Raw genomic sequence first — 21,804 nt, forward strand, 5'->3', positions numbered from 1 at the left:
CTGACGAAGAACAGGAGCGAAAAGAACCAAAAAATCGCCCAAAGCACACACGAAAACGGATACATCAAGCCAAGAAATACTTTTTGGAGAAATTCAAAACAGCTTCTTACGCTTCTCTTTTCATATTATTTATAGCAAAATTCAGCCTTTTTTTTCGTTTTCTTCCTATATTTGTCCTTCTAAATAGAATCAAATCAATAAATCATTATGAAAAAACTACTGCTCATCCTTTTGATATGTTTGCCTCTGACAGGCATTGCTAAGGATAAAAACGACAACTCAAATCCAAAGTACCTGGCAGGAGCCGTAACCCTGACCGATGGGAAAGTGACTTTCACCAAAGAAATCAAAGCACCCGGACTTTCGAAACAGGAAATCTACAAGCAACTTCTAGACTGGGCTACGGACCGGTTTAAACCCGATGGAAAACTAAACAGTTTTGTAGCCTATACCAACGAAGAAGCTGGAGAGATTGCCGTACAAGCTGAAGAATACATTGTATTTTCTTCTTCCGCATTATCACTCGACCGCACACGTATTTACTATCAATTTCTGATTTATGCCAAAGAAGGTATTTGCGACCTTGAAATGACACGTATCCGCTATTGGTATGACGAAGCCCGTGATGGAGGTGAAAAATATACTGCAGAAGAATGGATTACAGACGATATGGCTTTAAACAAGAAACAAACGAAACTGGCTCCGATATGTGGAAAGTTCAGAAGAGAAACCATCGACCTGAAAGACCAACTCTTCCAGCAGGTAACCGATGCTTTAGGACAAAAGCTTCTGGGTACGCAAACAACTGCAAACGTACAACAACCTGCCACTCTCTCTACACAACAGCCCACTCTTTCTGCTACAGGTGAACTGAAAACAGTGAGCATAGACCGGCTTCCTTCCAACTTGAATGAGCTGGCCACCCAAGGACGTATCACTCTGACTGCTGAAAACGGAGAAACCATTGACATCCAAACTGAAAGCTGGAGTGGACTGGGACAAATGTTGGGAAAGAATGTTGCCTATATTTTATTCGACCAAAGCCGCATCGCAGCCAACGCATTGATGGGACAAAACACGACCTACAAAGTTTCATTCTACTTCAACCAAAGCACACAGCCTTCGATAATTATTACTTGCAAAAAAGCGATGGCGCAACCAATGACTGCAAATGAATTGAAATCGCTCAACCAAACTGTTGATGCATCTAAACAATATACAATGTATATCGGTGAAATTACTCAAATTGAAATGAGATAACAAATTTCCTAAATTTCCAAAAGAGGATAGGATATACACTCGCAAAGAGTAACATCCTATCCTCTTTTTTATTGCTTGCTGCCCATCTTACTGCCATCCGAAAAAACTTGTTTATAGCTTTTTACTACCGTAACAACATAGACAAACAAGTGACTATAGATTGTATAGACCTATCAAACGCCGGAGTACTGTATCTTCTTGTCTCCACACAGATAACTTCGTCTGGTATAAAATTAATAATCTTGCAGCGGATGGACCTATATGCGCTTGCCACTGCAACTATATCCGCGGGCTTCTGCAACCGGCTGCGTCTTGTTATGATTCTATCCGGAAAGGCAGTAGTCAGTAAGCATTGGTTCGAATGCTTACAAAATTTCATCAGGCAATTCAGAAACTGTTTTGAATTTATCGTGCGATGATTTGGGATAAGTTTTTGAAGCATTTCCGTTTGTGTAATGAGGAAGATAACGGCTATCTGACGAAGAATACAATCAGACTGCGATAAGGGTGTGCCAACGACATGAACCGCCTGTAAATCACCTTGCTGTAACAGATGGAAAGCTGTACGAAAAAGAACACGCAGACCAAGGTAGTCAAAATATCCACCACGTAATCCCAGACCGGGTGCTTCTCCAGATAGAAATCACGCATTACCTCGTCAGTCAGGAAGTAAAGCAACATGTAGAGCACATAAGTGATGAACGTCAGCAGCAGCCGGCTCCGGAGTGTGTCGAACCAAAATTTCATATCACCTGTATTTTATTGATTAACGCATGCAAAGTAAAAGCATTCACACAAGACTGACTTCAGAAATCTTTCCCAACCGGCAAAAAGAGGCACTGAAACGTATTCCCTTTCAATCAACCTCTTCTGCCTTCGCTTTCTTACTCCGGAATATTCTATACCCTACTGCAGCAACCAGAACAGACATAAACGGAGAAAGGATATTAAAAAAGCTATATGGAAGATACTCCAGCGTAGGTACTTTAAGTACTGTCGCCTGCGTCATACCACAAGAATTCCATGGAATAAGCACCGATGTGACAGTAGCCGAGTCTTCCACCGACCGGCTAAGCAAACGGTTTTCATACCCTTTTCGCTCATAAAGTTTCTTATAGAGGCTGCTAGTCAGCAAGATGGAAATATACTGGTCGCCCGTAACGATATTACATACCAATCCGGTTCCAACCGTAGCTCCTACCAACGTAAAGGCCCTATGGGCAAGACGGGCAAACAGTTCGGTCAGACTTTTCAGCATACCACTTCCCGCAAGTACTCCACCGAAAGTAACCGAACAGACAATCAAGAATATCGTATTAAGCATCCCCGTCATACCTCGTGTAGAAATCAAGGCATCAATAGCCTCATTACCGGTCTGGATAGCCGTCGAGCCATAAAATGTAACAGTAATGCCCTTACATGCATCCCAAAAAGACAAACCTGAAAAATCAGTAAAAGGCAGTCCGGGGTTCGCTACTGCCCATACCGCTTGAGGCTGAGCGACAAGTCCCGTTACGGCAGCCATCACCGCAGCACAAAAAAGCGTCAAGACAGCAGGTACTTTCTTAACAATAAGCACACCAGTAAGTGCCGGAACAATCAGCAACCAGGGTGTAATGTTAAAAACAGATTTCAATGCCCCAGCAAACTCGGCAGTCTGTGACGCTCCAACCTGCTTGTGCATCAGACTCGCCACAAGAAAAATCACCATCGCTATCGTCAGCGAAGGGATAGTAGTAATCATCATATAGCGAATATGAGTGAACAAAGGAGTACCCGAAGAGGAAGAAGCCAACACCGTCGTGTCAGATAACGGAGAGACCTTATCGCCGAAATAAGCCCCCGACACAATAGCACCTGCCGTCCATCCCGGTTCAAATCCCAAAGCCACACCGATGCCTATCAATGCCACTCCAATGGTGGCAATCGTGGTCCACGAACTCCCTGTCATCAGCGATACTAGCGCACATATCGCACAAGCTGCAGCCAAGAATATTGCCGGATAAATTACCTGCATTCCATAACATATCATAGCAGGAACAATACCACTCACCATCCATGTGCCGGCAATCGCACCGATAAGCAACAAGATAAGGATAGCTGTACCAACTGACCGGATATTGTCGAGAATGCAAAACTCCAAAATTTCCCACGAATTCTTATAGGCAAACATCGAAATGGCTGCCGTAACAGCAGAAGCCAATAACAAACATACCTGACTCCCTCCCGAAAGAGCATCGGGGCCGAATATTTTTATAATCACTACCAGAGACAGGGTCAATACCACAAAAGGTATCAAAGAAACTTGCCACGAAGGCAGTCGGCGCATCGGTGTCGATGCACGATTGTCTTTACTCATTTTCAATATTTAATCATCAACAAAACGCAGATTCACACAGATGATTTATCTTTTCCAATCTGCGGAAACCTGCGTTCCTAATGTTCTAAAATCAATACCAATATATTATACCACTCATTAGACAGCACCACGCAACTGCTTGTCCATGGCGGCTGCAGCACGACGTCCGTCACCCATTGCCAGAATCACCGTAGCACCTCCACGCACGATATCACCTCCGGCATAGATAGCAGGAATGGAAGACTGCATGTCATCGTTCACCGCAATGGTACCTTTACGTCCCAGTTCCAGTCCTGGAATGGAATTCGGTACTATCGGATTTGGCGACACGCCCACACTGACAATAGCCATATCAATATCGAGCGTTACAGTAGCCCCTGGTATAGCCACCGGGCTACGGCGTCCAGAAGCATCGGGTTCTCCTAACTCCATTTTCTGAAGCACCACTTGCTTCACACGCCCCTGCTCGTCGGCAATATATTCAAGCGGATTGTGCAGAGTCATAAACTCCACACCTTCTTCTTTGGCGTGCTTCACCTCTTCAATACGGGCAGGCATTTCAGCTTCCGACCGACGGTAAACAATAATTGCCCGCTCAGCTCCTAGACGGCGTGCTGTACGCACGGAATCCATTGCCGTATTTCCGCCTCCCACCACAATGACACGCTTTCCAAAAGTAATAGGGGTATCTGAATCCTCACTTGCCGCATCCATCAGGTTGACGCGGGTCAGATATTCATTCGATGACATAATATTGATTGAATTCTCGCCCGGAATGTTCATGAAGTTGGGAAGTCCGGCTCCAGATGCTACAAAAACACCCTTATAACCTTCAGCCTGCAAGTCTTCTACAGAAACCGTCTTCCCAATGATGCAGTCTTTTACAAACTCTACCCCCATTTTCGAAAGGTTCTCTATCTCTACATCCACGATTTTATTCGGCAACCGAAATTCCGGGATACCATATTTTAATACACCACCAATTTCGTGCAAAGCTTCGAACACGGTCACATCATAACCCATCTTAGCCATATCGCCAGCAAACGACAAACCGGCAGGTCCCGAGCCTACAACAGCTACTTTAACGCCATTCTTCGGAGCCAGTTCGGGCGTAGAAATCTGTCCGCTCTCACGCTCGTAATCAGCAGCAAAACGCTCCAAGTAGCCGATAGCAACGGCTTCGTGCCCCATCTTAAGATGAATGCACTTCGACTCACATTGCTTTTCCTGTGGACATACCCGACCACAAACTGCAGGCAGTGCACTGGTCTTTTTCAATACACGGGCCGCCTCAAGAAACTCACCACGTTCGATATTTTTAATGAAGCCCGGAATATTGATACCTACCGGACAACCTTCCATACACGAAGGATTGGCACAATCCAAACAACGCTTAGCCTCTGTCAATGCCTGTTCTTCATTCAATCCGAGATTCACTTCCTCCTTACGGCTATGCGAACGGTATTCGGGATCCAACTCATTCATTTTCACACGAGGGATAGCGGTGCGTTCTTTCGGTTTCATTGACTTACGCAGGGCTTCTCGCCATGGAGCTGTACGGTCGTCCTGAGACTTTGTAACTTCACATACGTGCGGGTCTACCGGATCGAGTTTATGTATTTCTTCGCGTTCGATATCGCGAAAAGCCCCCATACGCTTCAACATTTCATCGAAATCCACTTGATGTCCATCGAACTCCGGCCCGTCTACGCATACAAACTTGGTCTTTCCTCCTACAGTTATACGGCAGGCACCGCACATACCTGTTCCATCTACCATAATGGTATTGAGCGACACATCGGTCGGGATATCGTATTTTTTGGTGAGCAGGCAAACGAACTTCATCATGATTGCCGGACCAATGGCAAAGCACTTATCCACTTTCTCACGCAGAATGACTTCTTCCACACCAGCCGTTACCAAGCCTTTCTTCCCATACGAACCGTCATCAGTCATAATGATTACCTCATCCGAACTTTCACGCATCTCCTTCTCCAGGATAATCAGTTCCTTGCTACGTCCGGCAAGCACAGTTATCACCCGGTTTCCGGCAGCTTTCAACGCCTGTACAATAGGCAACATTGGAGCAACACCTACGCCTCCACCAGCACAAACCACCGTACCGAAGTTTTCAATGTGCGTGGCCTTACCAAGTGGTCCTACCACGTCAGTAATGTAATCACCCTCGTTTAACTCGCACAGGCGTGTAGACGATAATCCCACCTCTTGTACCACCAATGTAATCGTGCCCTTTACCGGATCTGCCTCAGCTATGGTAAGCGGCATACGTTCACCTTTTTCTCCTACGCGCACGATGACAAAATGCCCAGCCTTACGTGACTTGGCTATAAGTGGTGCTTCCACCACTAATTTGAACACCTTTTCTGAAAAATGTTCCTTTGAAATAATTTTATTCATTTTGTCTTGATGTAATAAGTTAGTTTTCAGCACGGCAAAGTTAACTTTTTCAAGTTCATCTGCCAAACAAAAATCAAAATTGTTGCCAACACACCTCATATATACAATCTCAACAGCCTGAAAATCCATCACAAATATTCCTTCCTAATCTATATAAATCTATCTTTTATTCGATAATATTCCAACGAATTGTGTAACTTTGCAGAATAATTTTAGTGAACAATCAATTTTAACCATAACAGACGCTATGATTCTATTTTTCAGAACACCTAATCAAAGTGTGATTGCTACCCAATGCAATAAGGAAATGAATGCAGACGACATCAAGAAACTGAGTTGGCTGTATGGAAACGCGACGGTAGAAAAAGAAGAGAATTTACAAGGCTGGTTCATCGGTCCACGCCGGGAAATGATTACGCCGTGGAGTACGAACGCGGTAGAAATTACCCAGAACATGGGACTTACAGGCATTCGCCGCATCGAAGAATATTTTTCCGTAAAGGACGAAAACGCAGAACACGACCCGATGCTGCAACGTATGTACCACGGACTAAACCAACAGATATTTGACGTAAATATCAAACCCCAGCCCATTATTTACATTGATGACCTGGAAGCTTACAACGAACAGGAAGGACTGGCACTCTCACGCGAAGAGATGGACTACCTGAAAAAAGTAGAACAAGACCTGGGACGCAAGCTGACCGACTCGGAGGTGTTCGGTTTCGCCCAAATCAATTCGGAACATTGCCGCCATAAAATATTCGGCGGTACGTTCATCATTGACGGAAAGGAAATGGAATCATCCTTGTTCCAGATGATTAAGAAGACTACCAAAGAGAATCCGAACAAGATTATCTCGGCATACAAAGACAATGTAGCCTTTGCCGAAGGTCCCGTAGTAGAGCAATTCGCTCCGAAAGACCACTCTACATCCGATTATTTCATCATTAAAGATATAAAGACCGTCATCTCCCTAAAGGCGGAAACGCATAACTTCCCTACTACGGTAGAGCCGTTCAATGGCGCATCGACAGGTACCGGAGGTGAAATCCGCGACCGTATGGGCGGTGGAAAAGGCTCGTGGCCGATAGCAGGTACAGCGGTGTATATGACCTCTTATCCCCGTACCGATGAAGGACGTGAATGGGAAGACATCCTGCCCGTGCGCAAATGGCTGTACCAGACACCCGAACAAATCCTTATCAAAGCTTCAAACGGTGCTTCCGACTTCGGCAACAAGTTCGGTCAGCCTTTGATTTGCGGTTCGGTATTGACCTTTGAGCATCAGGAAAACAATGAGAAATATGCTTACGACAAAGTGATTATGCTTGCCGGAGGTGTGGGCTACGGAACGAAACGCGATTGCTTGAAAGGTACACCCGAAGCGGGAGATGAAATCGTAGTATTAGGAGGTGATAATTACCGCATCGGACTGGGAGGCGGTTCGGTATCATCGGTAGAAACCGGACGTTATTCATCGGGCATCGAGCTGAATGCCGTGCAACGTGCGAACGCCGAAATGCAAAAACGTGCTTATAACGTAGTACGTGCCTTATGCGAAGAAGATACCAACCCCATTGTTTCCATCCACGACCACGGTTCGGCAGGCCACGTCAACTGCTTGTCGGAATTGGTTGAGGATTGCGGTGGATTGATCCACATGGACAAACTTCCTATCGGAGACGAAACACTCTCGGCAAAAGAAATCATCGCCAACGAATCGCAGGAACGTATGGGCCTGCTGATTGAAGAAGAATCTATCGAACATGTAAAGAAGATAGCCGAACGCGAACGTGCCCCGATGTATGTAGTGGGAGAAACGACAGGAGACCATCGCTTTGCTTTCGAGCAAGCCGACGGTGTACGTCCGTTCGACCTGGCGGTAGACCAGATGTTCGGTTCTTCTCCTAAGACTTATATGGTAGACAAGACTGTAGAACGCCACTATGAAAACGTGACCTACGATGTAACCAAGCTGAACGAATACGTGCGCCGTGTGCTCCAACTGGAAGCCGTAGCCTGCAAAGACTGGCTGACCAACAAAGTAGACCGCTCGGTTACAGGTAAAATCGCGCGCCAGCAATGTCAGGGCGAACTTCAGTTGCCTTTGAGCGATTGCGGTGTGGTGGCACTCGACTATCGGGGCGAGAAAGGTATTGCGACTGCTTTGGGACATGCTCCGCAAGCAGGTCTTGCCAATCCGGCATACGGTTCGGTATTGTCTGTAGCCGAAGCCCTGACCAACATCGTGTGGGCACCTTTAGCAGACGGCATGGACAGCCTCTCGCTTTCGGCTAACTGGATGTGGCCCTGCCGCTCGCAAGAAGGTGAAGACGCACGTCTCTACACGGCGGTGAAAGCATTGTCCGACTTCTGCTGTGCCTTGCAAATCAATGTGCCTACAGGAAAAGACTCGCTTTCGATGACGCAAAAATACCCGAACGGAGAAAAGATTATCAGCCCGGGAACAGTTATCGTATCTGCAGGAGGCGAAGTATCGGATATCAAGAAAGTTGTTTCTCCGGTAATGGTAAACAATCCGAAATCGACCTTCTACCACATCGATTTCAGCTTCGACCAGCTCCGCTTGGGAGGTTCGGCATTTGCCCAATCCTTGAATAAAATAGGCGATGATGTTCCCACCGTACAAAATCCCGACTATTTCCGCAATGCATTCCTTGCCATTCAGGAACTGGTGAACAAAGGATTGATTTTGGCAGGACACGACATTTCGGCTGGAGGTCTTATCACTACCTTACTCGAAATGTGCTTCGCCAATACCGAAGGCGGTATGGAAATCAACCTCAACAAGTTCAAGCACGAAGACATCGTGAAGATTCTCTTCGCCGAAAATCCGGGTGTTGTCATCCAGGTAGCCGACAAGCACAAACACGAAGTCAAGAAAATCCTGGAAGATGCAGGCGTAGGCTTTGTCAAGCTGGGTACACCTGCCGACGAACGCCATATACTTGTCACGCTTCACGAAGCTACTTACCAGTTCGGCATCGACTACTTGCGTGATGTATGGTACTCTACTTCCTACCTCCTCGACCGCAAGCAGAGCATGAACGGATGCGCCAAGAAACGTTTCGAGAACTACAAGATGCAACCGCTCGAAACCGTATTCGACAAGTCATTTACAGGCAAATTGTCACAATTCGGCTTGAACCCCGACCGACGCACACCAAGCGGCATCAAGGCGGCAATCATCCGTGAAAAAGGAACCAACGGTGAACGCGAAATGGCATATATGCTCTACTTGGCAGGCTTCGATGTAAAAGACGTAACGATGACCGACCTTGTAAGCGGACGCGAAACACTGGAAGACATCCATTTCATCGTGTTCTGCGGAGGGTTCTCCAATTCCGACGTATTAGGCTCGGCAAAAGGATGGGCTGGGACCTTCCTCTTCAACCCGAAAGCCAAGGCGGCACTTGATAACTTCTATGCACGCAAGGATACCCTTTCGTTAGGCGTATGCAACGGATGTCAGCTGATGATGGAATTAGGGCTGATTACTCCTGAGGACAAGAAACAGGGCAAAATGTTGCACAACGACTCGCACAAGTTCGAATCGGCATTCTTGGGCGTAACCGTACCGATGAACCGAAGCGTGATGTTCGGCTCGTTGAGCGGCTCAAAATTAGGCATCTGGGTAGCCCATGGAGAAGGAAAATTCTCGTTGCCTTATCCTGAAGACCATTACAACGTGGTATTGAAATATTCATACGATGAATATCCGGGCAATCCGAACGGTTCAGACTATAGCGTAGCAGGTATCGCCAGTCAGGACGGACGCCATCTGGCTATGATGCCGCACTTGGAACGTGCCTGCTTCCCCTGGAACAATGCCTACTATCCTGCCGACCGCATTCGCGAAGACCAAATCACACCGTGGATGGAAGCCTTCGTCAATGCGCGTAAGTGGGTAGAAGTACATAAGTAAATACCTTTAATATATAAGGAAACACAGATTAACGCGGATTAACGCAGATTATCGAATGAATATCTGCGAAAATCTGCGTTAATCCGCGTTAAAAACAAAACTCATAAACCTTTCCGTTATGCTGAACAAGTTCTTTATTCTAATAGGAATGATGCTGGTGTCATTATTCCCTATAAACGCCCAAATATTCAAATACATCGGCATGGATAACGGACTCAGCAGCAGAAGGGTACTTTCTATCGAACAAGGAAAACAATATTATATCTGGATACTTACCCACAAAGGGGCAGACCGTTACGACGGGAAACGGTTCACACATTACGACCTGTTCCATCAAGGAAAAGCCCAGGACTTCTATCCCAACCTTAACCTCCTACGCACCGACAGCAAACAGACAATATGGGAAATAGGAAAAGATGGACACCTTTTTCGCTACAACGAACTGAAAGATTCTTTCCAGCTCACTTTCGACCTGCATCTTGCTTATCCGGAATTGAAGAAGCACCCTATATCGGCACTTTATATGGACCGTTCGGACCGGATATGGATGTGCGTGAACCAGCATTTTGTCATTTACGACATCCACTCGGGTAAACACTACCAGTTACCCCAACAGGCAAAAGGCAAAATCATCGGCATTGCACAGGCAAATGCAACCGAATATTATCTGGCATCCGAACTACAATTATACAAAATCCGGTTCGAGGATTTCCAGATTCGAGAGATATATCCCATCCATCTGCCTGCCCTCCAACTGATAGACTATATCTATTACCACCAACCTACACACCAGCTTGTCATCAATAGCCTGCTGGATAAGGTGTATGTATATAATCCGCTGCAAGAAAAGCTAACGGCACTGGGCAATTCGATGAAAGACATTGGCATTAACAATATCATCCCAGACCGTACGTACCCTGATACACTTTATATCGCTACCGATGGGAAAGGCGTTTACCGCCTGGACATGAACCGCCTGCACCTGGAACCATTCCTGCAAGAAGACCCACGCACCCCCAATAAGATGAATGGAAACATCATCAAAGATATTTACATGGACCACGCCAGACGACTTTGGAACGTGGTCTACCCTACTGGTATCACCATCTATTCGGAACAATATCCCAGTTATCAGTGGCTTGTACACTCGCCCAACAATGCCAATTCCTTGGCAAACAATTGTATCAACGACATTCTGGAAGATGCCGATGGAGACATCTGGTATGCCACCAGCAACGGCATAAGCTGTTTTGACACTCAGCGGAAGCAATGGACCAACTATCTCACTTCTTCCGACAAAGGCTCCAACGGAGAAAGTGAAAACCGCATCTTTACAGCTCTTTGCGAAGTTCGCCCCGGCCTTATCCTAACCGGAGGATACATGTCGGGAATCTATGCAATAGACAAGCAGGCCAGACGAGTGACCTTTTATCAGCAACAAAAGTTCTCACCCGAAGAAGGACCGGACAAATATATCCGATGCATCCTGCGCGATGAAGAAGGCCTTGTATGGACTGGAGGATTCTACCGCCTGAAATCGCATCATCCTCACACGCACGCCACTGCCGAGTATGACATAGGCTATCCTATTACAACATTGGTACAAAAAGACAAACAGACAATGTGGGCAGGTACCATAAACGGGGTATTCGTCCTCAACAAACAGAGTGGTGAAATCCGTCCGCTTGACAATGAAATCGAAATGGGTTGCATCAATGCCATCTGTCTGCACCCAAAAAGCCGGTATACCTATATCGGAACCTCCGGAAACGGACTGTTCGTTGCCGATGATCAAGGAAAAATCATCCGGCACTACCATACCGAAAACAGTGGCTTGGGAAGCAACAATATTTACAGCATCACGAACGACCGTGAAGGAAATCTCTACCTGGGCACAGAAAACGGACTGGCATTTTTCAACCTCTCCACTGGTACATTTACTAACTGGACCAAAGAGCAAGGTCTGCTGGCAGCAAGCTTCAACCCCAATGCAGCTATCCATAGCCGGAATGGGGAAATGATATTCGGAAGTAACGAAGGTGCCATCGTCTTGCCTGACAACATCCAGTTACCTTCCGATTTCTATAGCCATCTGGTATTTACAGACTTGAAAATCATGTACCGAACAGTACACGCGGGAGAGAAAGATTCTCCCCTTTCCCAACCGCTTGACCAAACGACACAAATCAAGCTGGGGTATAACCAGAACACTTTCTCACTCAACGTTTCATCCATCAATTTCGACAATTCATCCGACATTGCATACAGCTGGAAACTGGAAGGATTCTACGATGAATGGTCACCTCTCTCGCCCGACGGACTCATCCAATACACCAACCTCTCGCCAGGCAATTATACCCTGCACGTACGAGCCGTCCTGACCGATAATCACCAACCGATAGAAGAGCGCTCTATCCGTATCCTGATAGGACGTCCGGCATGGCTCACCTTTTGGGCATTTCTGGGCTATGCCCTTATCATCATCGGCATCACATACCTCTTGGTACGCATCAAAATGATACGCCACGAGAAACAAGTATCGCAAGAGAAAATCAATTTCTTCGTACATACCGCTCACGATATCCGTACACCGCTCACCCTCATCAAGGCTCCTTTGGGTGAAATCCTGAAAGACGAACATTTAAGCGATAAGGGAGTAATGAATCTAAACCTCGCCCTGCAAAGCACCGAAAACCTCTCTGACCTTGCAGACAATCTCATCAACTTCCAGAAAGAAAGTTACTACAGTTCACAAGCCGTAGTGTCACGACATGAGCTGGGAACCTACCTGCAAACCTACCTGAAACAATTTCAGGCATACGCCGAACAAAAAGGCATCAGCCTACATTATACCTCCACTTTCAGCCAACTGGATGTATGGATAGACCGTAATAAGATAGACTCTATCCTACGAAACCTCATCAGCAACGCCTTGAAGTACACACCGCACGGAGGAGAAATACAGATAGAATCCGGATATACCAAGAATCGCTGGACACTCTGCATCAAAGACACCGGAATCGGCATCCCCAAAGAAGACCAAAAGAAACTGTTCCGTTTCCTGTTCCGGGGCAGAAATGCTACCAACCAACTGATAACGGGTTCAGGTATCGGCATGTTGCTCACCTACCGGCTCATCCGTAATCACGAAGGAAAAATAAGTTTCACAAGTGCTGAAAACGCAGGCACCACCTTCGTCTTGAGCTTCCCCATCCGGAGCGAACATTATCAGTATCGCACCGATGAAATCCCAGGCGAAGCCTTTGCCACAATGGAAGAACGAGAAGAAATTCTTCCTGCACTTCCTCAGAAAAAGAACGTCCGGAAAGCAGCTTCCAATGCTCCTCTTATCTTAATAGTAGAAGACAATACCAGCCTGCGCACTTTCCTTGCAGAAAACCTGGCTGACACCTATCGTACAGAAGAAGCCGGCAACGGACAAGAGGCACTCAGCAAGATACGCACCCTTCAGCCCGACCTGGTCATCTCCGACGTAATGATGCCCGTAATGAACGGAGAAGAGCTATGTGGAACTCTGAAAAGTGACATTGAAACCAGCCACATACCAGTCATTCTGCTCACAGCCCTGGGAACTAAGGAGGATATCCTGCGCGGTCTACAGACCAAAGCAGACATGCATATTGTAAAGCCCTTCGACCTGACAGTACTGAAAGCAAATATCAATAACCTGTTGGAAAACCGTGAGTTTATACGTAAGCGTCTGAAGCAGGCATCATTAGACATGGAACCACCTGCCGAAGACATCCCTCTCCCATCAGGACTGGACGAAGACTTCATGCGCCGTGCCACTACTTTCATTAAGGAAAACCTAGGAGGTGAACTGACTGTAGACACCCTGTGCGCCAGCATGAACATGAGCCGCACCAGTTTTTACAACAAGATGAAGGCACTAACGGGCATCGCCCCCAACGAATTCATCCGCAATATCCGTATGCAAGAAGCTGCCACCCTGCTGAAAAGCCAGCAATACACAGTAGCAGAAGTTTCCGACCGTATGGGTTTTGCCGATCCGAAATATTTCGCCGACACGTTCAAGAAATTTTATGGCGTGCCGCCCAGCGTATATAAGAAAAACGAATAACAAACCGATTAAAACAACAACATGAATTTCTACATCAAGTCATTCCTTATCTTTACCCGCATCGGGATGTTCACCATCGGGGGCGGATATGCCATGGTGCCGCTCATCGAAGACGAACTAGTCGACAAACGGAAATGGATTACCCGCGAAGACTTCCTCGACCTGATGGCACTGGCACAAACCGTACCCGGCATCTTTGCCGTCAATATCGCCATTTTCATCGGCTACAAGTTACGAAAATTCTGGGGAGCTTTCTGGATGGCACTGGGCACCATCCTCCCTTCGTTCCTTGTTATCCTTGCCATTGCCCTTTTCTTCCAACAATTCAAACAATACCCTGCAGTGGAAAACGTGTTCAAGGGCATCCGCCCTGCTGTAGTGGCATTAATAGCTGCCCCCACGTTCAAGATGGCAAAGTCGGCACGTATTAACCGCTATAACGTGTGGATTCCCATTGTTTCCGCTCTTCTTATCTGGCTCTTGGGTTTTTCTCCCATTTATGTCATTATCCTAAGCGGACTGGGAGGATACATCTATGGGAGGTTAAAATCTAAACATTGAAAATTAGAAGTTTGCATACACCGGCTCAAACATCAACCGTTCACTATTAATTATTAATTATTAACTATTAATTATCCATATGCTTTTCCTGCAACTTTTTTACGCATTCTTCAAAATCGGACTTTTTGGATTCGGAGGCGGGTACGCCATGATATCCATGATACAAGGCGAAGTTGTGACCCGCCACGCCTGGCTCACATCGCCCGAGTTTACCGACATCATCGCCATCAGCCAAATGACTCCTGGTCCTATCGGCATCAACTCTGCCACTTATGTGGGGTATACGGCAGTAGTCAATGCAGGCTATTCGCACGCTTGGGGTATTTTAGGCTCTATTATCACGACTGGTGCCGTGGTGCTTCCTTCGTTTATCTTGATGGTCCTCATCAGCCGGTTCTTCCTGAAATACCAAAAACATCCTGCTGTGTCTTCCGTATTTAGTGGATTACGTCCGGGCGTAGTAGGACTGCTTGCTGCTGCCGCCCTCGTATTGATGAATGGAGAAAACTTCGGCACCGCCAATGTGCAAATCATCGTCAGCATCATCCTCTTCGTAACTGTCTTCATAGCCTCCTACCGCTTTAAGGCCAATCCCATCCTGCTGATTGTACTAAGCGGTATTGTGGGATATCTGGTTTATGGATAAAACAGAAGTTCCGGATAGCCCACATCAACCAGGAAAAGAGCATGTGCAGGCACGGAAGTCCCTGCACTACAACGGTCTTTTGCTTCTATCACCCGACGGAACCCGTCAAGGGTAAGTTTGCCCCTACCTACTTCGACTAGCGTACCTACCACCGCACGCACCATATTACGGAGGAAACGGTCTGCCTGAATAGTAAACACCCATTCATCTTCGCCCACCTGTTCCCAACCAGCTTGCATGATACGGCAATTATTAGTCTTCACATCAGTATGAAGCTTGCTGAAGCTCGTAAAATCGGTGTATTCGAAAAGAACAGATGCAGCCCGATTCATCGCCTCGAAGTCAAGCGACTGAAATACACGCCATGCATAATGCCGATGGAATGGATCCTTATTTGTGGTAATATGATACTGATACCGCCGATAAGTGGCATCAAAACGGGCATGAGCCTCGTTTGTAACCCGACGCATCCGGTAAACCGCAATGTCAGGCGGAAGCAGGCGATTCAGCTTGTCCACCATCCGAAATATATCTACCGGAGCATCAAAATCAACATGTGCCACCATCAGACGAGCATGCACACCGGCATCGGTACGCCCGGCTCCAACCACTTCCACCGGACGGCGCATCAAGACAGACAAGGCTTTTTGCAATACTTCTTGTACACTCATGCCATTGGGTTGTACCTGCCAGCCGTGATAAGCTGTGCCGTCATATCCTAAATAAATGAAATAACGTACCATTTCCCTTATCTTGCCGTTATGTGAAAACATCCTTGACGCAACTCATACTTCACATAACACCGGTCTGCCTGACGTAAGTCACGAAGCACTTCCGACAATACCAGTTTCAAGGTATCTGCACCCACATCCTGCATGGGACGCCCCTCGGGATGCTCGACTTTAGCAAATCGTTTCCAACTGATATCGAACGTAGTACCATAAAAATGACATGAGTTGAGCGAAGCATTTCCGTTGGTACGACGTAAACGCTTCACGTCATCTTTGGTGCGCAACACCGATGTCACAATAATTTTATTCGGATTCAACCCCTTCCGACCCAATGAGTCAAGAAAATTCATGCCTATAGTATCCAGCAAGGCACTAGCCTTCGGAACAAGAAAAGGAATTGAATGTGTCAATGAGTCCATATCATAATGCCCGCACGGAGCTATGTGGGTAAGACGTGACCCGACTTCATCTTCGGCCTCTTCACGCGAAGCAATGGGACGGATGCCGATACGCTTAGCTGAAGACAACTGCACATCATTCAGGTCATTGAAACTCCGTTTATAACTTACTACCCCACGGATGTTGTGCGGATTGTTCAGCACAATACTCCGGTCAGGCTCCATACAGCTTCCCAACACAACCAAAAAGCCCCCTATTATCAGGACTGTTCGTATGAAAGTTCGTATCATTTTCTTCTTTTTTAGTACAGATTTCACAAATCTAAACAATATGGCACAAAGATAACGAGATTCAACGAAACATCCGATGAAAAAAGAAAAGAAAATGCCCAATAAGAAGCGTTAGATTAAAAGGAATGATTAAATTTGCAGAAATTTAAATACGAACAAAGACTGAATGATAGAAAAGCATATTGTACTGGAGGACATTGACCCGGTTGTCTTTTATGGCGTCAATAACGCCAACATGCAGATGATTAAAGCATTGTTTCCAAAACTACGAATCGTAGCACGTGGAAATGTCATCAAGATTATGGGAGACGAAGAAGAAATGTGCGCTTTCGAAGAAGCTATCCTTGACTTGGAAAAGCATTGTGCACAATACAATTCGTTAAACGAAGAAACCATCCTCGATATCATCAAGGGAAACAAACCTGCGGTAGAAAAAACAGGGGATGCCATCGTATACAGCGTAACAGGAAAACCCATCACACCGCGGAGTACCAACCAGCTGAAGCTAGTCAAAGAGTTCGACAAGAACGACTTGATTTTTGCCATCGGTCCTGCCGGTTCAGGAAAAACCTATACCGCTATAGCACTGGCAGTACGTGCTTTGAAAAACAAGGAAATAAAAAAAATAGTCTTGAGCCGTCCGGCCGTAGAAGCGGGAGAAAAACTGGGATTCTTACCGGGTGACATGAAAGATAAAATCGATCCTTACCTGCAACCGCTATATGATGCATTGCAAGATATGATTCCTGCCGCCAAGCTCAAGGAGTATATGGACCTGAACATCATACAGATAGCCCCGCTGGCTTTTATGCGTGGACGTACACTGAACGATGCAGTGGTAATTCTGGATGAAGCCCAGAATACCACCACACAACAAATCAAAATGTTCCTTACACGTATGGGGATGAATACCAAGATGATTGTAACAGGTGATATGACGCAAATAGACTTGCCTTCACACCAGACTTCGGGACTGGTACAAGCCCTTAAGATTCTGAAAGGAGTGAAGGGCATCGGCTTTATCGAGCTGAACAAAAAAGACATCGTACGCCATAAACTGGTGACACGTATCGTGGAGGCATACGAAAAATTCGAAGAAGAGAACAAAGGCAACAAGGTGACAAGGTCCTGAACAGTCAAGATTATCTGAAAACCTTGCCCACTGAAAACTCGTCACCTAATTAAAAATATAATAAAACATAAAACTATGAGCAAAGCATTGACAAAAACCGATTTCCACTTTCCGGGACAAAAAAGTGTATATCACGGAAAAGTACGTGATGTGTACAACATCAATGATGAGAAACTGATTATGGTGGCAACCGACCGCATCTCCGCTTTCGACGTGGTTTTGCCCGAAGGTATCCCTTATAAAGGACAGATGCTGAACCAAATCGCAGCCAAATTTCTGGATGCTACCGCCGATATCTGCCCCAACTGGAAACTTGCTACTCCCGACCCCATGGTAACCGTAGGCGTATTGTGCCAAGGATTCCCCATTGAAATGATAGTGCGCGGCTATCTGTGCGGAAGTGCATGGCGTGCCTATAAGAGCGGTGTACGTGAAATTTGTGGCGTACGTCTGCCCGAAAATATGCGTGAAAACGAAAAGTTTCCTCATCCCATCATCACCCCTACCACCAAGGCGGAAATGGGTATGCACGATGAAGACATCTCAAAAGAAGAAATCCTGGCACGTGGATTAGCTACTCCCGAAGAATATGACATACTGGAACGCTATACACTTGCCCTCTTTGAACGTGGTACACAAATCGCTGCCCAAAGAGGCCTGATACTGGTAGACACAAAATACGAATTCGGCAAACACAACGGTGAAATCTACCTGATGGATGAAATCCACACTCCAGACTCAAGCCGCTACTTCTACCTGGAAGGCTATCAGGAACGCTTCGAAAACGAAGAACCGCAACGCCAGCTCTCGAAAGAATTTGTCCGCGAATGGCTGATGGACAATGGCTTCCAAGGCAAAGAAGGACAAAAAGTGCCCGAAATGACTCCAGAGATAGTATCGTCCATCAGCGACCGTTACATCGAACTTTATGAGCACATCACCGGCGAACCTTTTGTCAAAGCCGATACCGACCATCTGAGCGAACGTATCGAAAAGAACGTGATGAATTATTTGATGGAATGATAAAAATGTGACAATGTAACAATGTGAGAATATGACAATGTGCTAATGAGAGAATGTGCTAATGAGAAAATATTTTTTCTATCAGCACATTATTCATTAGCACATTAAAAAACTCATTGGCACATTAGCACATTGTTCATTATAACAATTAGCACATTAAAAAAGCTCCTATGACCCATTATCCACAAGAGAAAATCAAGCCCTATAACGAAAGCGAAGGAAAAGCAGTACAGGTAGAAAAAATGTTCGACAACATCGCACCTGCTTATGACAAACTGAATCACCTGCTTTCTTTGGACATCGACAAAAGCTGGCGGCGTAAAGCCATCCGCCTGCTTAAACCCTACCGGCCGCAACACATCATGGATGTAGCTACCGGAACAGGAGACTTCGCCATCCAAGCCTACCGTATGCTCCAACCCGAAGAATTAATAGGAACCGACATCTCGGAAGGTATGATGAACATAGGACGCGAAAAAGTAAAACAAATGCATCTCGACAAGCAGATTTCTTTCGCTAAAGAAGACTGCACGACCCTTTCTTTTCCGGATAACCGCTTTGATGCCATTACCGTAGCTTTCGGCATACGTAACTTCGAGAATCTTGATAAAGGCCTGCAAGAGATGCACCGGGTACTGGTTCCCGAAGGGCATCTTGTAATTCTAGAATTGTCAGAACCTGAATGGTTCCCGATGAAGCAACTTTACTCCATCTATTCAAAAATCGTTATCCCTAATCTGGGGAAACTGTTTTCGAAAGACAACAGTGCCTATACCTACCTGCCCAACTCCATCAAGGCTTTCCCACAAGGAGAGGCAATGCAGGGAATTCTTCGCAAAGCAGGTTTCCGGGAAGTGAAATTCAAAAGACTGACTTTGGGCGTCTGCACGCTTTATTTTGCCACTAAATAATACTTTATAAATTTTATTCTATGAAAAAATTTGGTTTGATAGGCTATCCACTGGGACATTCTTTTTCCAAAAACTTCTTCAATGAGAAGTTCGCCTCAGAAAACATCGATGCACAATATGTTAACTTCGAAATACCCACCATTGACGAGTTTCCCAAAGTAACAGCAACCAATCCCGACCTTTGCGGATTGAATGTCACTATCCCTTACAAGGAAAAAGTCATCTCTTATCTCGACCATATAGACCCTGTAGCTGCCGAAATCGGTGCGGTCAACGTCATCAAGTTCGAATGGACAAAAGGCAAGCTGAGGCTGACAGGATACAATTCTGACGTCATCGGCTTTACGCGGTCAATAGAATCACTACTTGAATCCTACCATAAAAAAGCTCTCATCTTAGGTACAGGAGGTTCATCTAAAGCTATCAACTACGGTTTGAAGCAACTCGGGCTAGAAACACGATTCGTTTCCCGAAACCGACACGATGACCATACCATCACCTACAAGGAAATCACTCCCGAAATAATGGACGAATACAAAGTTATCGTCAATTGTACCCCTGTAGGTATGTATCCGCAAGCCGACCAATGTCCTGATATTCCTTACGAATGTCTTACCTCACGACACTTACTCTACGACCTCTTATACAACCCCGACACGACACTTTTTATGAAAAAAGGAAGTGATCAGGGAGCCGTGGTGAAAAACGGACTGGAAATGCTTTTGCTACAAGCATTCGGTTCATGGGAAATCTGGAACAAATGATTTTCCGCATCTACCAGAACAAGCCATTAATAACTAATAAACAGGTTGTGCAGTGAAAAAAAAGAAAATTCTTATCAGCGCCATAGTGGGAATCCTTGTATTGGCAGGTATCTTCATTGGAGCAGGCTTGTATATGCTTGACTTTTCCTTACGGCCTATTAACCGTGGGAAAGACATAAAAGGCTCAATGACTTACATACGCGAAACTTATCCACAAGTTGTGCCTTGGATAGACAGTCTGACACAATGCAATGCATTACGCGATACTTTTATCACTGCTCCCGATGGTATCCGCCTGCATGCATTCTATGCCTATTCTTCCAAACCTACGGCAAATACTGCAGTTATCATACACGGATATACAGATAATGCCATACGCATGTTTCATATCGGATACCTCTATAACCACTCGCTTGATTTCAATGTATTGTTGCCCGACCTGCGCTATTCCGGTTTGTCAGAAGGTGATGCTATCCAAATGGGGTGGCTTGACAGAAAAGACGTAATGCAATGGATAAATGTAGCCCCCCACCTTTTTGGCGATTCTCTCCGTACTGTAGTTCACGGCATTTCAATGGGAGCAGCCACAACAATGATGCTTTCAGGCGAAGAGCTTCCGACTTACATTAAATGTTTTGTAGAAGATTGTGGCTATACCAGTGTATGGGACCAGTTTGAAAAAGAACTGCAAGGAATGTTTCACCTGCCTGCATTCCCCTTGCTGTATATCACCAGTTGGATATGCCAACTTCAGAACGGATGGAACTTTCACGAAGCTTCAGCACTAAATCAAGTGGAGAAATGTCACCTCCCGATGCTATTCATTCATGGTGGAAACGATGATTTCGTCCCTACCTATATGATATACAAGCTCTACGATGCTAAGCCTCAACCCAAATCCTTATGGGTTGTGCCAGGAGTAGACCATGCACACTCCTACCGTGACTATCCTCAGACATATACAAAAAAAGTACAAGACTTTATAATGCCTTATCTTTCTCCTAAGCCTAGCAAATAAATTGGTCTACACCTTTCATATTCCCCAATTAACGAATGTCCTCATTTAGCCAATCCGGCTGAATTGAAAACGCAGTAGTACTGCATTTGCCGATGAAGTTATATCCATAAGCAGATGCAGTATATATTCAACCGCAGATGCAGTATATATTCATTTTTCAGAGGTATGTATCGATTGTTGGCGGCATTCATTTAATGACAAATTCTACATACCGGAAAAATAAAGAATCATCCTCTTCATT

At 45.7% G+C, this 21,804-nt stretch carries 16 protein-coding genes; 11 read left to right on the plus strand and 5 right to left on the minus strand.

From position 1 onward, the window contains the following. Together B5F78_RS17575 and B5F78_RS07395 are read left to right on the plus strand one after the other, a co-directional pair. Positions 1-263: hypothetical protein (locus B5F78_RS17575; RefSeq protein ID WP_206421930.1), on the plus strand; the 263-nt coding region annotated here is incomplete at its 5' end. Continuing rightward, positions 208-1,260, plus strand: coding sequence for a DUF4468 domain-containing protein (locus B5F78_RS07395; RefSeq protein ID WP_022040736.1), 1,053 nt, complete (start codon positions 208-210; stop codon positions 1,258-1,260). The genes B5F78_RS17575 and B5F78_RS07395, both read left to right, overlap by 56 nt. A 471-nt stretch (positions 1,261-1,731) precedes the next feature. Here the strand turns inward: B5F78_RS07395 and B5F78_RS07405 are convergent, their stop codons facing one another. The 3 genes from B5F78_RS07405 to B5F78_RS07415 all read right to left on the minus strand — a co-directional run bounded on the left by B5F78_RS07405 (position 1,732) and on the right by B5F78_RS07415 (position 6,037). After that, positions 1,732-2,007 (minus strand): hypothetical protein, encoded by a 276-nt coding sequence (locus tag B5F78_RS07405; RefSeq protein ID WP_087247262.1) that lies wholly within the window; start codon positions 2,005-2,007, stop codon positions 1,732-1,734. Positions 2,008-2,116: 109 nt separating this feature from the next. Beyond that, positions 2,117-3,589, minus strand: a complete 1,473-nt coding sequence (locus tag B5F78_RS07410) for a Na+/H+ antiporter NhaC family protein (RefSeq protein WP_087208820.1) — start codon at positions 3,587-3,589, stop codon at positions 2,117-2,119. A 147-nt stretch (positions 3,590-3,736) separates the two neighbouring features. Next, positions 3,737-6,037, minus strand: coding sequence for a bifunctional dihydroorotate dehydrogenase B NAD binding subunit/NADPH-dependent glutamate synthase (locus tag B5F78_RS07415; protein ID WP_087406403.1), 2,301 nt, complete (start codon positions 6,035-6,037; stop codon positions 3,737-3,739). Positions 6,038-6,284: 247 nt separating this feature from the next. Between B5F78_RS07415 and purL the strand changes: the two genes are divergently transcribed. The 4 genes from purL (at position 6,285) to B5F78_RS07435 (ending at position 15,295) form a co-directional block, all read left to right on the plus strand. Beyond that, entirely contained in the window at positions 6,285-9,986 is a 3,702-nt protein-coding gene (purL, locus tag B5F78_RS07420) for a phosphoribosylformylglycinamidine synthase (RefSeq protein ID WP_087406394.1), read from the plus strand. A gap of 118 nt (positions 9,987-10,104) precedes the next feature. Next, on the plus strand, positions 10,105-14,088 hold the full coding sequence (locus B5F78_RS07425; RefSeq protein WP_087406395.1) for a hybrid sensor histidine kinase/response regulator transcription factor: 3,984 nt from the start codon (positions 10,105-10,107) through the stop codon (positions 14,086-14,088). A 21-nt stretch (positions 14,089-14,109) separates the two neighbouring features. Then, positions 14,110-14,649 (plus strand): chromate transporter, encoded by a 540-nt coding sequence (locus tag B5F78_RS07430; RefSeq protein WP_087406396.1) that lies wholly within the window; start codon positions 14,110-14,112, stop codon positions 14,647-14,649. Positions 14,650-14,728: 79 nt separating this feature from the next. Next, positions 14,729-15,295 (plus strand): chromate transporter, encoded by a 567-nt coding sequence (locus tag B5F78_RS07435; RefSeq protein ID WP_022040743.1) that lies wholly within the window; start codon positions 14,729-14,731, stop codon positions 15,293-15,295. Here B5F78_RS07435 and truA read toward each other — a convergent pair. Together truA and B5F78_RS07445 are read right to left on the minus strand one after the other, a co-directional pair. Next, a complete protein-coding gene (gene truA / locus B5F78_RS07440; protein WP_022040744.1) occupies positions 15,286-16,038 on the minus strand; it encodes a tRNA pseudouridine(38-40) synthase TruA in 753 nt (250 codons plus the stop codon). The genes B5F78_RS07435 and truA overlap by 10 nt on opposite strands. A 5-nt stretch (positions 16,039-16,043) precedes the next feature. Beyond that, on the minus strand, positions 16,044-16,649 hold the full coding sequence (locus tag B5F78_RS07445; RefSeq protein ID WP_239473420.1) for a DUF5715 family protein: 606 nt from the start codon (positions 16,647-16,649) through the stop codon (positions 16,044-16,046). 232 nt (positions 16,650-16,881) lie between these two features. Between B5F78_RS07445 and B5F78_RS07450 the strand changes: the two genes are divergently transcribed. The 5 genes from B5F78_RS07450 (at position 16,882) to B5F78_RS07470 (ending at position 21,563) form a co-directional block, all read left to right on the plus strand. Next, positions 16,882-17,847, plus strand: coding sequence for a PhoH family protein (locus B5F78_RS07450; protein WP_022040746.1), 966 nt, complete (start codon positions 16,882-16,884; stop codon positions 17,845-17,847). A gap of 75 nt (positions 17,848-17,922) precedes the next feature. After that, the gene (locus tag B5F78_RS07455; protein ID WP_087247254.1) at positions 17,923-18,870 is read left to right on the plus strand and encodes a phosphoribosylaminoimidazolesuccinocarboxamide synthase; all 948 of its coding nucleotides are present in this window, start codon (positions 17,923-17,925) and stop codon (positions 18,868-18,870) included. Between the two features lie 170 nt (positions 18,871-19,040). Further along, positions 19,041-19,781: a bifunctional demethylmenaquinone methyltransferase/2-methoxy-6-polyprenyl-1,4-benzoquinol methylase UbiE gene (gene ubiE, locus B5F78_RS07460; protein ID WP_087406397.1), complete on the plus strand. Its 741-nt coding sequence runs from the start codon at positions 19,041-19,043 to the stop codon at positions 19,779-19,781. A gap of 20 nt (positions 19,782-19,801) precedes the next feature. After that, entirely contained in the window at positions 19,802-20,545 is a 744-nt protein-coding gene (locus B5F78_RS07465; RefSeq protein ID WP_022040749.1) for a shikimate dehydrogenase family protein, read from the plus strand. 52 nt (positions 20,546-20,597) lie between these two features. Further along, positions 20,598-21,563, plus strand: coding sequence for an alpha/beta hydrolase (locus tag B5F78_RS07470; protein WP_087406398.1), 966 nt, complete (start codon positions 20,598-20,600; stop codon positions 21,561-21,563). Positions 21,564-21,804 lie beyond the last annotated feature (241 nt).

Origin of the sequence: Bacteroides sp. An279 (genome assembly GCF_002159615.1) — a bacterium.
In the GTDB taxonomy this organism is placed as follows: Bacteria; Bacteroidota; Bacteroidia; order Bacteroidales; family Bacteroidaceae; genus Phocaeicola; species Phocaeicola intestinalis.

Coding starts and splice junctions, on each gene's coding strand:
- B5F78_RS07395 (WP_022040736.1), top strand. CDS start 208: ATGAAAAAACTACTGCTCATCCTTTTGATATGTTTGCCTCTGACAGGC.
- B5F78_RS07405 (WP_087247262.1), bottom strand. CDS start 2,007: ATGAAATTTTGGTTCGACACACTCCGGAGCCGGCTGCTGCTGACGTTC.
- B5F78_RS07445 (WP_239473420.1), bottom strand. CDS start 16,649: ATGGAGCCTGACCGGAGTATTGTGCTGAACAATCCGCACAACATCCGT.
- B5F78_RS07450 (WP_022040746.1), top strand. CDS start 16,882: ATGATAGAAAAGCATATTGTACTGGAGGACATTGACCCGGTTGTCTTT.
- B5F78_RS07425 (WP_087406395.1), top strand. CDS start 10,105: ATGCTGAACAAGTTCTTTATTCTAATAGGAATGATGCTGGTGTCATTA.
- ubiE (WP_087406397.1), top strand. CDS start 19,041: ATGACCCATTATCCACAAGAGAAAATCAAGCCCTATAACGAAAGCGAA.
- truA (WP_022040744.1), bottom strand. CDS start 16,038: ATGGTACGTTATTTCATTTATTTAGGATATGACGGCACAGCTTATCAC.
- B5F78_RS07455 (WP_087247254.1), top strand. CDS start 17,923: ATGAGCAAAGCATTGACAAAAACCGATTTCCACTTTCCGGGACAAAAA.
- B5F78_RS07415 (WP_087406403.1), bottom strand. CDS start 6,037: ATGAATAAAATTATTTCAAAGGAACATTTTTCAGAAAAGGTGTTCAAA.
- B5F78_RS07435 (WP_022040743.1), top strand. CDS start 14,729: ATGCTTTTCCTGCAACTTTTTTACGCATTCTTCAAAATCGGACTTTTT.
- purL (WP_087406394.1), top strand. CDS start 6,285: ATGATTCTATTTTTCAGAACACCTAATCAAAGTGTGATTGCTACCCAA.
- B5F78_RS07410 (WP_087208820.1), bottom strand. CDS start 3,589: ATGCGCCGACTGCCTTCGTGGCAAGTTTCTTTGATACCTTTTGTGGTA.
- B5F78_RS07465 (WP_022040749.1), top strand. CDS start 19,802: ATGAAAAAATTTGGTTTGATAGGCTATCCACTGGGACATTCTTTTTCC.
- B5F78_RS07430 (WP_087406396.1), top strand. CDS start 14,110: ATGAATTTCTACATCAAGTCATTCCTTATCTTTACCCGCATCGGGATG.